Source organism: Chromobacterium sp. Beijing (assembly GCF_021496765.1).
Taxonomy (GTDB): Bacteria; Pseudomonadota; Gammaproteobacteria; order Burkholderiales; family Chromobacteriaceae; genus Chromobacterium.
Map to the genome: position 1 here is coordinate 3,568,002 of NZ_CP053750.1, position 12,577 is coordinate 3,580,578.

Sequence of the window (12,577 nt, forward strand, 5' to 3'; positions counted from 1 at the left end):
TTTCCAAGGACAGTCCAGAGCAAGACCACTTGTCGCGCCGCAACACAAAAACAGGGCGGCGGCGCCACGATCGGCGCCGCCGCCCTGGAGTTCCGCCGGATTAGGCCAGCTTTTGACGCAGAATATCCTGCACCTGAGCCGGATTCGCCTTGCCTTTGGAGGCTTTCATCACCTGGCCGGCCAAGGCGTTGAGCGCCTTTTCCTTGCCGGCGCGGAATTCTTCCACCGCCTTGGGATTGGCGGCGATCGCTTCCTCCACCATTTTCTCGATGGCGCCGACGTCGGACACTTGCTTCAGGCCGTCGCGCTCGATGATGGCGTCGGCGGACAGTTCGCTGTCCCACAAGGCGTCGAACACCTGCTTGGCCAGCTTGCTGGACAGCGTGCCGTCGGCGATGCGCGCGATCAGGCCAACCAGGCGCTCGGCCGAGATCGGGCAATCCGCGATCTCCTTGCCGTCGCGGTTCAGCCGCGCGGCGATCTCGCCGTTGATCCAGTTGGCGGCCAGCTTGCCCTGGCCGGAGGCCTTGGCCGCGGCTTCGAAATACTGGGCCAGAGCCAGGCTGGACGTCAGCAGCGCCGCGTCGTAGGCGGACACGCCGTAGGCCTCGGCCAGACGGACTTGCATCGCCGCCGGCAGCTCCGGCATCTCGCCGCGGATGCGGGCGATCTGCTCGTCGGAGATGCGCACCGGCAACAGGTCCGGGTCCGGGAAGTAGCGGTAATCGTGCGCGTCTTCCTTGCTGCGCATCATCCGGGTCTCGCCGGTATCCGGGTCGAACAGCACGGTGGCCTGCTGTACTTTGCCGCCGTCTTCCAGGGTGTCGATCTGCCACTGGATTTCGTATTTGGCCGCCTGCTCCAGGAAACGGAAGGAGTTGAGGTTCTTGATCTCGCGGCGGGTGCCGAAGGCCTGCTGACCTTCCGGGCGCACCGACACGTTGACGTCCATGCGGAAGCTGCCTTCCTGCATATTGCCGTCGCAGATGCCCAGCCAGGTCACCAGCGCGTACAGCGCCTTCACATAGGCCAGCGCCTCGTCCACCGAGCGCATGTCCGGCTCGGACACCACTTCCAGCAAGGGCGTGCCGGCGCGGTTGAGGTCGATACCGGACAGGCCGTGGAAGTCTTCATGCAGGCTCTTGCCGGCGTCCTCTTCCATATGGGCGCGGGTCACGCCGATGACCTTCTCCTGCTCGCCCACCAGGATTTTCAGCTTGCCCCCTCGACGATGGGCAGATCCATCTGACTGATCTGGTAGCCCTTGGGGAGATCGGGATAGAAGTAGTTCTTGCGCGCGAACACATTCTTCTGGTTGATCTTGGCGTCCAGCGCCAGTCCCAGGCGGATGGCCTTGTCCACCACCGCCTTGTTCAATACCGGCAGCACGCCGGGAAAGGCCAGCTCCACCGCGGAGGCCTGGGTGTTCGGCTCGGCGCCGAAGGCGGTGCTGGCGCCGGAGAAAATCTTGGAGACGGTATTGAGCTGCACATGCACCTCGATACCGATGACGACTTCCCATTTCATGGTTGGAAAATCCTTCTATTATTTTTTGCCACGGAAGCACACGGAAAACACGGAAGAAAAACGGTTGCCCCTAGCTCACCCACCTCTTGGGAGCCGGGGTTTGTCCATGTCCTTCCCTGCGCTTCCGCGGCTAATTCATTCAATTACAAAACCGGCGCGCGGCTATGCCAATCAGTCGCAAGTTGGAACTGATGCGCGACGTTCAGCATCTTGGCTTCGCCGAAGTAGTTGCCGATGATCTGCAAGCCGATAGGGCGGCCATTCGCGCTAAAGCCGGCCGGCACGCTCATGCCCGGCAAGCCGGCCAGGTTCACCGACAACGTGTAGATGTCGGACAGATACATCTGCACCGGATCGTCGTTCATCGCGCCGATGTCGAAAGCCGCGGTCGGCGCCACCGGCCCCAGGATCACGTCGCACTGCTCGAAAGCGGCTTTGAAATCGTTGGCGATCAGGCGGCGGATTTTCTGGGCCTTCAGGTAATAGGCGTCGTAATAGCCGTGCGACAGCACATAGCTGCCCACCAGGATGCGGCGCTTGACCTCGCTGCCGAAGCCTTCGGCGCGGGTCTTCTCGTACATGTCCACCAAATCCTTGTACTCGGCGGCGCGATGGCCGTAGCGCACGCCGTCGTAACGCGACAGATTGGTGGAGGCCTCGGCCGGCGCAATCACGTAGTAGGCCGGGATGGACAACTCGGTATTGGGCAGGCTGATGTCCACCACCTGCGCGCCCTGCTGTTTCAGCACCGTCACCGCCTCGTCCACCGCGCGCGCCACGTCGGCGCTCAGGCCGGCGGCGAAGTATTCGCGCGGCAGGCCCACCTTGAGGCCGGCCAACGGCTGATTCAGGTCGCGGGCGTAATCTTCGCGGGCGCGCTCCAAGCAGGTGGAGTCGCGCTGATCGAAGCCGGCCATCACGTTCAGCATCAGCGCGCAGTCCTCGGCGGTCTGCGCGATCGGGCCGCCCTGATCCAGCGAGGAAGCAAAGGCCACCATGCCGTAGCGCGACACCACGCCGTAGGTCGGCTTGATGCCGGTGACGCCGCAATGGGAGGCCGGCTGGCGAATGGAGCCGCCGGTGTCGGTGGCGGTGGCCACCGGCGTCAGCCGCGCGGCCACGGCGGCGGCGGAGCCGCCGGAGCTGCCGCCCGGCACCGCGTTCTGATCCCAGGGATTTTTCACGGCGCCGTAGAAGGAGTTCTCATTGGACGAACCCATCGCGAACTCGTCCATATTGGCGCGGCCCAGCGTCACCATGCCGGCGGCCTGACACTGCTCCACCACGTGGGCGCTGTACGGCGACACGAAGTTGTCCAGCATTTTGGAGCCGCAGCTGGTTTTCCAGCCCTGCTGGCAGAACAAATCCTTGTGGATGATGGGCACGCCGGTCAGCGCATGGGCGTTGCCGGCGGCGATGCGCGCGTCGGCGGCGGCGGCTTCGGCCAGGGTCTTGGCGCGGTCGACGGTGACCAGCGCGTTGAGCGCCGGGTTCAGCGCCTCGATGCGGTCCAGATATTGGGTGGCCAGCTCAAGGCTGGAGACTTCCTTGGCCGCCAGCTGCCGCGACAGTTGCTTTAAAGTAGACTGTGTCATTTCAAATGGAATCTTTAGCTATCCGGGAATGGCGTCGCCGTCCTTTCAGACAGCGACCGGCGCCGGCCTCCCGCGCGGGCGGGAACCTAAACCGGCGCAGGCAATCAGAGCATCACTCGATGACCTTGGGGACCAGGAACAAGCCCTTTTCCACTTGCGGGGCCACGGCCTGGAAAGCTTCGCGCTGATTGGTTTCGGTAACGATATCTTCGCGCAAACGCAAAGAGACATCCTGCGGATGGGCCATCGGCTCGATGCCGTCGGTGTTCACCGCCTGCATCTGTTCGATCAGGCCGAAAATATTATTGAGTTGCTTGCTTGTCGCGGCAATTTCCGCTTCATTGACATTGATGCGGGCAAGCTTGGCAATTCGTGCGACATCCTGATGCGTCAGCGACATGGTGTCCTCGTTCAAAACCTTTAATATTTCAAGCGTTATAGGGTATCATAGCCCGCTTGATTCTCCCAAGATCGACATCACGCCACGGCGTAATTTCGGCAACGCTTTCACCGCGCGGCCGACAGGCGGCAAGCCGCCGCGCCGGGGCCGGATCGTGCAGGCCTTATCGAACCGACACGGCGTCGGAAAATGATGCGCAAGGCCAGCGGGCGAAGCCGCTTAGCCGGCGTCGCCCAGTGGGCGCCAAGCGTCGTTTTGCCACGCGGCGGTTAGACTCGGGTCGTACGAGTAGACAACAAACAACAGATTAAGCGCGGACGCGACGGCGCGTCCGCCACATGACGAAAACTGACCAGGATCGCCCAATGTTTCGTTCGCTGACCGGATACTTCTCCAACGACCTCGCCATTGACCTTGGCACAGCCAACACCCTCATCTACATGCGCGCCAAAGGCATCGTGCTGGACGAGCCCTCGGTCGTCGCCATTCACAGCGACGCGCCCACCAACAAGAAATCCATCCTGGCCGTGGGCCTGGAAGCCAAGCGCATGCTGGGCCGCACCCCGGGCAGCATCCAGGCGATCCGCCCGATGAAGGACGGCGTGATCGCCGACTTCACCGTCACCGAACAGATGCTCAAGCAGTTCATCAAGAAGGTGAACCCCAACCGCTTCTTCGCCGCCAGCCCGCGCATCGTGATCTGCGTGCCCTGCGGCTCCACCCAGGTGGAACGCAAGGCGATCCGCGATTCGGCGCTGGCCGCCGGCGCGCGCCGCGTGGAACTGATCGAAGAGCCGATGGCGGCCGCCATCGGCGCCGGCCTGCCGGTTGAGGAGCCCACCGGCTCCATGGTGGTGGACATCGGCGGCGGCACCACCGAAGTCGGCGTGATCTCGCTGGGCGGCGTGGTGTACTCCAACTCCGTCCGCGTCGGCGGCGACAAGTTCGACGAAGCCATCATCAACTACATCCGCCGCAACTACGGCATGCTGATCGGCGAAACCACCGCCGAGGAAATCAAGAAGACCATAGGCTCCGCCTTCCCGGGCGCCGAAGTGCGTGAAATGGAAGTCAAGGGCCGCAATCTGGCCGAAGGCATTCCGCGCGCCTTCACCGTGTCCTCCAACGAAATCCTGGAAGCGCTGACCGAGCCCTTGAACCAGATCGTATCCGCGGTGAAGATCGCGCTGGAACAGACCCCGCCGGAACTGGGCGCCGACATCGCCGACAAGGGCATGGTGCTGACCGGCGGCGGCGCGCTGCTGAAAGACATCGACCGCCTGCTGGCCGAAGAAACCGGCCTGCCGGTGTTCGTGGCCGAAGAACCGCTGACCTGCGTGGTGCGCGGCTCCGGCAAGGCGCTGGAGAAGATGGACAAGATTGGCACCATTTTCACCAACGTCCCCTAAACCGGAACGACCGACGACCGCCTGAGCCCGGCTCCGGCGGCGGCGGCCGCTCGTAAAGCAAGCGATGATGGCGGGCGCGCGACAAGCGCGCCCGTTTTTGAAGCACAGCGCCCCGCGTCAAGGGGCGAGGTCTGAGCCGATGGACTTTGCCAACACCCCCAGCTTTTTCCGCTCCGGGCCGCCGCCCGGCGCGCGCTTGGCCATGGCCGTGGCCGCCTCGGTGGCGCTCCTGGTCGGCGACAGCTATTTCGGCCTGATGGAACAGGCGCGCGAAGCCACCTCGCTGGCGCTGTACCCGGTGCAGCGCGCGGTGAACATGCCGGCGCAGGCGATGCGCCACGTCAGCGATTTTCTCAGCTCCCAAACCGAACTGAAGCAGGAAAACACCGCCTTGCGCGTGCGCCAGCTGGAAATGTCGGCGCAGCTGTCGCGGCTGCAAACCCTGCAGCGCGAGCTGGACGAAGTGCGCAAGCTCAACGGCATCAAGTCCAGCTACCACCAGCAAGCGCAGATGGCGGAAACCCTGTACACCGGCCGCGATCCGTTTTCCTACAAAATCATCATCGACAAGGGCAGCGACGCCAATCTGAAAGCCGGCCAGCCGGTGGTGGACGCCAGCGGCCTCTTGGGCCAGGTCACCCGGGTGCAGCCGCTGACCGCGGAAGTGACCCTGGTCATAGACAAGAACCAGATGGTGCCCGTGATGGTGGCCCGCACCGGCCAACGCGCCATCCTGTACGGCTACGGCGGCGGCGTGGAAATCCGCTACCTGCCGCAAAGCGCGGACATCAAGGACGGCGACCACATCGTCACGTCCGGCGTGGACGGCGTTTATCCGGCCGGCATCCCCGTGGCCCGCGTAACCCGGGTGGAGCGCAACCAGGGCGCCACCTTCGCCCGCATCGCCACCGCGCCCTTGGCCGGCGTGCAGCAAACCCGCTACATGCTGGTGCTGGGCGACAAGCAGGCGCCGCCGCGTCCGCCGGAACCGGCCCCCATCGTCAAAAAGAGCAGGGGCGGCAAGAAAGCCGCCGCCGAGGAGTAAGCCCCGATGACGTTCGAGCGCCCCAAGGAACTGCTCAAACCGGTGAAGCGCCGCTTCATCCTGTTCACCTTCATCTTCGCCGTCCTGATCGAGTTGATCCCGCTGCCGCACGGCAGCACGCGCTGGCTGCCGGATTTCATCGGCATGCTGATCCTGTACTGGGTGATCAACCAGCCGCGCCGGGTCAATATCGGCACCGCCTTCTTGCTGGGCCTGGTGGCCGACATCTCCACCGCGGGATTGTTCGGCCAGCACGCGCTGGCCTATTCGATCACCGCCTATCTGGCCTTGGCGCGCCAGCGCCAGGTGGTGATGTTCAACCTGGGCCAGCAGACGCTGGTGGTGCTGGGCCTGCTGCTGACCAACCAGCTGATCATGGTGGTGGTGCGCATGCTCACCGGCTCCGCCTTCGTCGGCTGGGGCTATTTCCTGCCGCCCTTGATCGGCGCCCTGCTCTGGCCGCTGCTGACCAAGCTGATGCTGATGCCCTACCGCCATAACGCGGTCTAGCGCCGCGGACCGTCCATGCCTCAACCCACCCGCTTCAAGAACCCGCAGGCCGAAGACAGCCAGTTCCAGCTGCGCCTGATCGTCGCTTACGCGCTGATCGTGCTGATGTTCCTGGTGCTGCTCACGCGCTTCATCTGGCTGCAAGTGCTGCAGCACGAACACTTTTCCACGCTGGCCCAGAACAACCGCATCTCGCTGGTCCCCATCCTGCCCAACCGCGGCCTGATCCTGGACCGCAACGGCGTGGTGCTGGCGCAAAACTACTCCGCCTACACGCTGGAGCTGACGCCCAGCAAGATCGCGGACCTGGCCGCCACCGAGGCCGAACTGCGCAAGCTGGTGGACATCACCCCGCGCGACGAGCGCCAGTTCAAGCGCCTGCTGATCGAGAGCAAGAACTTCGAATCCATCCCGCTGAAGACCAAGCTCAGCGAGGAAGAGGCCGCGCGCGTCGCCGCCCAGTCCTGGCGCTTTCCCGGCGTAGAGGTCAAGGCGCGGCTGTTCCGCGACTATCCGTTCAAGGAAATGACCAGCCATGTGCTCGGCTATATCGGCCGCATCAACCAGCGCGACAAGGAAAGGCTGGAAGAAGAAGAGAAAACCGCCAATTACAAGGGCTCCAACTACATAGGCAAGACCGGCCTGGAGGCGGTGTACGAGGACGATCTGCACGGCAAGGTCGGCTTCGAGGAAGTGGAAACCGACTCCGGCGGCCGCGCGGTGCGCTCGCTGCGACGCACGCCGCCGGTCAACGGCAACACCTTGAAGCTGGCGCTGGACATCCGGCTGCAGGAAATGGCGGACAAACTGTTCGGCAGCCGCCGCGGCGCGCTGGTGGCGATAGAACCGTCCACCGGCGGCGTGCTCGCCTTCCTGTCCAAGCCGGGCTTCGACCCCAATCTCTTCATCGACGGCATCGACACCCAGACCTGGACCAATCTGAACAGCGACTGGCAGAAGCCGATGATCAACCGCGCGCTGCGCGGCACCTACCCGCCCGGCTCCACCTTCAAGCCCTTCATGGCGATGGCCGCATTGGAAAACCACGCCATCGGCATGCGCGACATCCGCCCGGCGCCCGGCTACTTCACCCTGCCCGGCTCCAGCCACCAGTTCCGCGACAGCAAGAAGGCCGGCAACGGCATGATCAATCTGCAGCGCGCGATCGAAGTCTCCAGCGACACTTTCTTCTACAAGCTGGCCTGGGACATGGGCATAGACAAGATCCACCCGGCGCTGGCGCAGTTCGGCCTGGGCAGCAAGAGCGGCATCGACCTGGACGGCGAATCCATCGGCGTGCTGCCGTCCAAGGAGTGGAAGGCCCGCCGCTTTTCCCGCTACAAGGAAGAGTTCCGCCGCTGGTATCCGGCCGACGTGGTCAGCATCGGCATCGGACAGGGCTTCAACGCCTACACCCCGCTGCAAATGGCCAACGCCACCGCCATCATGGCCAACGACGGCCAGGTGTTCAAACCGCATCTGGTCCAGCAAGTGGTGGACACCCGCAGCGGCAAGGCGCGCATCATTGAACCGATGCCCACCCGCCAGATCCCGTTCAAACCGGAAAACTTCGAATACGTGAAGCGCGGCATGGAAGGCGTGATGACGCGCGGCACCGGCGCGCGGCTGGGCGTGGGCCTGCAGTACTCGATGGCGGGCAAAACCGGCACCGCCCAAGTGGTGCAGATCAAACAGGGCGCCAAGTACAACGCCTCCGCGCTGGCCGAGCAATACCGCGACCACAGTTGGTTCATCGCCTTCGCCCCGGTGGACAAGCCTCGCATCGCCGTGGCGGTGATCGTGGAGAACGCCGGCTTCGGCGCCGCCGCCGCCGCGCCCATCGTGCGCGCGCTGTTCGATTACTACTTGCTGGGCAAAGTGCCGAAAGACATCGAAGGCACGCTGAAGACCATGCCCACCGACACCGCCAACGACAATGCAGACCTCTCTAATTAAACGCGTCTGGGAACAGGTCAAAGAGCCGCTGGACGGCTGGCTGATGCTGTTCCTGGGCATGATCTTCGTAGTCAGCATGGTGCTGCTGTACTCGGCCAACAATCAGTCCTTCGACAAGATAGACAATAAGCTGATCTACACCAGCCTGTCGCTGATCATCATGTGGATCATCGCCCGCATGCGGCCGCAAAGCATCATGAACTTCGCGCCGCCCATCTACGGCCTGGGCGTGCTCCTGCTGCTGGCCGTCCACTTCAAGGGCGTCACCGTCAACGGCTCCACCCGCTGGCTGGAACTGGGCATTACCCGCATCCAGCCGTCCGAGATCATGAAGATCGCGCTGCCGATGATGCTGGCCTGGTTCTTCCAGAAATACGAGCTGTCGATGCGCTGGTGGCACTATCTGGTGGCCGCCTTGCTGATGGCCGTGCCCAGCGCGCTGGTGCTGAAGCAGCCGGACCTGGGCACCACCCTGCTGATCGCCGCCGCCGGCCTCTTCGTGCTGTTCTTCGCCGGCCTGCCGTGGAAAGTGATCTTCGCCGGCATCGGCCTGGGCGCGGCCAGCCTGCCCATCGTCTGGAACCTGCTGCACGACTACCAGCGCCGCCGGGTGCTGACCATGATAGATCCGACCACCGACCCGCTGGGCGACGGCTACCACATCATCCAGTCCATGATCGCCATCGGCTCCGGCGGCCCCTGGGGCAAGGGCTGGCTCAACGGCACCCAGACCCACCTCGATTACATCCCGGAACGCACCACCGACTTCATCTTCGCCGTGTATTCAGAGGAATTCGGCCTGGCCGGCAATGTGCTGCTGCTGACGCTCTACCTGCTGGTGCTCAGCCGCGCGATGATGATCACCGCCAGCGCGCAAACGCTGTACGGCCGGCTGATGGCCGGCTCCATCACCCTGTCCTTCTTCGTCTACGCCTTCGTCAATATGGGCATGGTGTCCGGCATCCTGCCGGTAGTGGGCGTGCCGCTGCCCTTCATGTCCTACGGCGGCACCGCCACCGTCACCCTGTTCGTCGGCATGGGCATGCTGATGAGCATCAGCAATCTAAAACGCTGAGAGCCTGTTTACGATCTGCTGTGCTTCGGCGATACGGCGTTGGAAATGACCTCAGAATGCTCATGTACCGTATGTACATTCCGCTTCTTCGGTCATTTCCGCCTTGTCTCGCTCTTGCTCGCGAGATCGTAAACAGGCTCTAAGTTCCATGGCGGGAACCAATGCCCCGCCGCGGCGGCCTACCCCTGTTTGCCCCAGACTTACGTCATGCCCGGAAGGTTTCCGACTTGACGAAGGCAAGCAAAATCGCAAGCCTATAGCATTCCGGCGCCGCCGCGCGCCGCCATCCCGCATTCATGCCAGAGGAAACGCCACCGCATGCGCATCAAGACCCTGAGCCTGCTGCTCGCCCTGTCCCTGGGCCACACCCTGCCGGCCATCGCCGCCGAACCCACCGCCGCCAGCCAAAGCCAGCTGCAAGCCTACACCAGCGTGGAAGGCGTCACCGAATACCGGCTGCCCAACGGCCTGCGCGTCCTGCTGGCGCCGGACGCCTCCAAGCCCACCACCACCGTCAACATCACCTATCTGGTGGGCAGCCGCCACGAAAGCTATGGCGAAACCGGCATGGCCCACTTGCTGGAGCACATGCTGTTCAAGGGCACGCCCAGCAGCGGCAATCTGATGCAGGAGCTGGGCAAGCGCGGCATGCAGTTCAACGGCACCACCTTCCTGGATCGCACCAACTACTACGAAACCTTCCCCGCCAGCGACGCCAATCTGCGCTGGGCGCTGGAGATGGAAGCGGACCGCATGGTCAACAGCAAGATCGCCAGGAGTGATCTGGACACCGAGTTCTCGGTGGTGCGCAATGAAATGGAGATGGGGGAGAACAATCCCCGCCGCGTGCTGTGGAAGCAGATGACCGCAGTCAGTTACGACTGGCACAACTACGGCCACAACACCATAGGCGCGCGCTCGGACGTGGAAAAGGTCCGCATCGACAATCTGCAGGCCTTCTACCGCAAGTACTACCAGCCGGACAACGCGGTGCTGATGATCAGCGGCAAGTTCGACCCGGCGGCGACGCTGGCCGTCGTCCAGCAGGCCTTCGGCAAGATCGCCAAGCCGCAGCGCCAGCTGACGCCGACCTGGACCGAAGAACCGCAGCGCGACGGCGCGCGCGAACTGATCGTGGAGCGCGTCGGCGACACCCAGCTGGCCGCGGTGCTCTATCCGATCTCCGCCGGCAGCCACCCGGACGCGGCCGCCGTCCTCGCGCTGGCCGACATCCTGGCCAGCACGCCCAACGGCCGGCTGTACCAGGCGCTGGTGGGCGGCAAGAAAGCCGTAGGCGTCGAGGCCTGGCCCTTTGCGCTGGCCGAACCCGGCTACATCATTTTCTGGGCGGAGTTGAACAAGGGACAGAAGCTGGCCGACGCGCGCCAGGCCCTGCTCGCCGCCATCGAAGGCTTCAAGAGCAAGCCGGTGACCGAGGCCGAACTCAAGCGCGCCAAGGCCAGCCTGCTCAATGAGATCGACAAGACCTTGAACGATCCGCAGCAGTTGGCGGTGGAAATGTCCGAAGCCATCGCCAAGGGCGACTGGCGATTGTTCTTCCTGACCCGCGACCGCATCGAGGCGCTGAGCGTCAAGGACGTGGAACGGGCGGCCGAGAACTACTTCAAGCCGTCCAACCGCACCTACGGCCAGTTCGTGCCCACCGCCAAACCGGAACGCAGCGTGATCCCGGCCACGCCGGACGTGGCCAAGCTGGTGGACGGCTACAAGGGCCGCGCCGCGATCAGCCAGGGCGAAGCCTTCGACCCCAGCCCGGCCAATATCGACGCCCGCACCGAGAAAACCACGCTCGCCAACGGCGCCAAGCTGGCCTTGCTGGCCAAGAAGACCCGCGGCGAAACCGTCAACGGCAGCTTCAGCCTCGCCTTCGGCGACGAGAAAAGCCTGTTCGGCCGCGGCGCCGTTCCCGGCCTCGCCGCCGACATGCTGGAGCGCGGCAGCGGCAAACTCAGCCGCGCCGAAATCAGCAATCGCCTGGACCAATTGAAAGCCAAGCTCAGCATCTCCGGCTCCGGCCAAGAAGTCAGCGTGGACTTTGAAACCACTCGCACGCATCTGCCGGCCTTGCTGGACCTGATCGCCGGCCTGCTCAAGCAGCCCAGCTTCCCGGAACGGGAGTTCGAACTGCTGCGCAAGGAGGAACTGACCGCCATCGACGCCCAGCGCAACGAGCCGCAGGCCATGGCCACCCAGGCCGTGGGCCAGGCGCTCAATATCTATCGCAAGGGCGATCTGCGCTACCGTCCGACGCTGGACGAGGCCGCCGCCGAATTGAAAGCCGCCAAGCTGGACGATCTGAAGCGCTTCCACCGCCAGTTCTACGGCGCCAACCACGCCCGCTTCGCCCTGGTCGGCGACTTCGACGCCAAGGCGGCGCAAAGCCAGCTGCAAAAGCTGTTCGGCGGCTGGAACAGCCCCGTGGCGTACAGCCGCGCGCCCAGCCAGCTGCCGCCGGCCAAACCGGGCCAGCGGCAACTGCTGGCCAAGGACAAGGCCAACGCCTTCTACCTGGCCACCGCGCCGCTGGCGATGCGTGACAGCGACGCGGACTACCCGGCGATGCTGGTCGCCAACAAGATTCTGGGCGGCGGCGTCAAATCGCGGCTATTGGACCGCCTGCGTCAGAAGGACGGCATCAGCTACTACGCCGGCAGCCAGTTCAAGGCCGGCAGCTTCGAGCCGGTGGCCAGCCTGAGCCTGGTGGCCATTTACGCGCCGCAGAATCTGGACAAGCTGAAACAGGGGGTGACCGAGGAATTGGCCCACTTCATCCGCGACGGCGTCAACGCCACCGAGCTGGCCGACGCCAAGAAAGCGCTGCAGCAGGAAAGGGAAATCGCCCGCGCCCAGGACGGCGCGCTGAGCGGCGCTCTGGACGGCCAGTTGCAGATCGGCCGCGGCATGGACTTCAACGCCAAGGTGGACGCCGCCATCGCCGCGCTGACGGTGGAGCAAGTCAACGCCGCGCTGCGCAAGCATATAGACCCGGCCCAGTTGTTCCAGGTCTACGCCGGCGACTTCAAAACCCCCTGATCCGGC

The 12,577-nt window shown here is 64.2% G+C and carries 8 protein-coding genes and 1 pseudogene; 6 read left to right on the forward strand and 3 right to left on the reverse strand.

What is annotated here, in order from left to right:
* Nucleotides 1–100: 100 nt before the first annotated feature.
* The 3 genes and pseudogenes from gatB to gatC all read right to left on the reverse strand — a co-directional run bounded on the left by gatB (nucleotide 101) and on the right by gatC (nucleotide 3,522).
* Nucleotides 101–1,527, reverse strand: a pseudogene (gatB, locus tag HQN78_RS16555) (Asp-tRNA(Asn)/Glu-tRNA(Gln) amidotransferase subunit GatB).
* A gap of 143 nt (nucleotides 1,528–1,670) precedes the next feature.
* A complete protein-coding gene (gatA, locus tag HQN78_RS16560; protein WP_235084979.1) occupies nucleotides 1,671–3,122 on the reverse strand; it encodes an Asp-tRNA(Asn)/Glu-tRNA(Gln) amidotransferase subunit GatA in 1,452 nt (483 codons plus the stop codon).
* Nucleotides 3,123–3,234: 112 nt separating this feature from the next.
* Nucleotides 3,235–3,522 (reverse strand): Asp-tRNA(Asn)/Glu-tRNA(Gln) amidotransferase subunit GatC, encoded by a 288-nt coding sequence (gatC, locus tag HQN78_RS16565; protein ID WP_043592439.1) that lies wholly within the window; start codon nucleotides 3,520–3,522, stop codon nucleotides 3,235–3,237.
* 365 nt (nucleotides 3,523–3,887) lie between these two features.
* Between gatC and HQN78_RS16570 the strand changes: the two genes are divergently transcribed.
* From HQN78_RS16570 to HQN78_RS16595, 6 genes are all read left to right on the forward strand, one after another.
* Nucleotides 3,888–4,931 (forward strand): rod shape-determining protein, encoded by a 1,044-nt coding sequence (locus tag HQN78_RS16570; RefSeq protein WP_043592385.1) that lies wholly within the window; start codon nucleotides 3,888–3,890, stop codon nucleotides 4,929–4,931.
* 139 nt (nucleotides 4,932–5,070) lie between these two features.
* Nucleotides 5,071–5,976 (forward strand): rod shape-determining protein MreC, encoded by a 906-nt coding sequence (mreC, locus tag HQN78_RS16575; protein ID WP_107797809.1) that lies wholly within the window; start codon nucleotides 5,071–5,073, stop codon nucleotides 5,974–5,976.
* 6 nt (nucleotides 5,977–5,982) lie between these two features.
* Nucleotides 5,983–6,486, forward strand: coding sequence for a rod shape-determining protein MreD (gene mreD / locus HQN78_RS16580; RefSeq protein WP_107797808.1), 504 nt, complete (start codon nucleotides 5,983–5,985; stop codon nucleotides 6,484–6,486).
* A 15-nt stretch (nucleotides 6,487–6,501) separates the two neighbouring features.
* Nucleotides 6,502–8,442, forward strand: coding sequence for a penicillin-binding protein 2 (gene mrdA, locus HQN78_RS16585; protein WP_107797807.1), 1,941 nt, complete (start codon nucleotides 6,502–6,504; stop codon nucleotides 8,440–8,442).
* Complete coding sequence (gene rodA / locus HQN78_RS16590; RefSeq protein WP_107797806.1) at nucleotides 8,423–9,517, forward strand: rod shape-determining protein RodA; 1,095 nt, start codon at nucleotides 8,423–8,425, stop codon at nucleotides 9,515–9,517. The genes mrdA and rodA overlap by 20 nt, the downstream gene beginning before the upstream one ends.
* Nucleotides 9,518–9,835: 318 nt before the next feature.
* On the forward strand, nucleotides 9,836–12,571 hold the full coding sequence (locus HQN78_RS16595; protein ID WP_235084982.1) for a pitrilysin family protein: 2,736 nt from the start codon (nucleotides 9,836–9,838) through the stop codon (nucleotides 12,569–12,571).
* The last annotated feature ends 6 nt before the right edge of the window (nucleotides 12,572–12,577 follow it).

Excerpts from the sequence above, each read along its gene's own strand:
- gatA (WP_235084979.1), bottom strand. The coding sequence starts at position 3,122 with ATGACACAGTCTACTTTAAAGCAACTGTCGCGGCAGCTGGCGGCCAAG.
- gatC (WP_043592439.1), bottom strand. The coding sequence starts at position 3,522 with ATGTCGCTGACGCATCAGGATGTCGCACGAATTGCCAAGCTTGCCCGC.
- HQN78_RS16570 (WP_043592385.1), top strand. The coding sequence starts at position 3,888 with ATGTTTCGTTCGCTGACCGGATACTTCTCCAACGACCTCGCCATTGAC.
- mreC (WP_107797809.1), top strand. The coding sequence starts at position 5,071 with ATGGACTTTGCCAACACCCCCAGCTTTTTCCGCTCCGGGCCGCCGCCC.
- mreD (WP_107797808.1), top strand. The coding sequence starts at position 5,983 with ATGACGTTCGAGCGCCCCAAGGAACTGCTCAAACCGGTGAAGCGCCGC.
- mrdA (WP_107797807.1), top strand. The coding sequence starts at position 6,502 with ATGCCTCAACCCACCCGCTTCAAGAACCCGCAGGCCGAAGACAGCCAG.
- rodA (WP_107797806.1), top strand. The coding sequence starts at position 8,423 with ATGCAGACCTCTCTAATTAAACGCGTCTGGGAACAGGTCAAAGAGCCG.
- HQN78_RS16595 (WP_235084982.1), top strand. The coding sequence starts at position 9,836 with ATGCGCATCAAGACCCTGAGCCTGCTGCTCGCCCTGTCCCTGGGCCAC.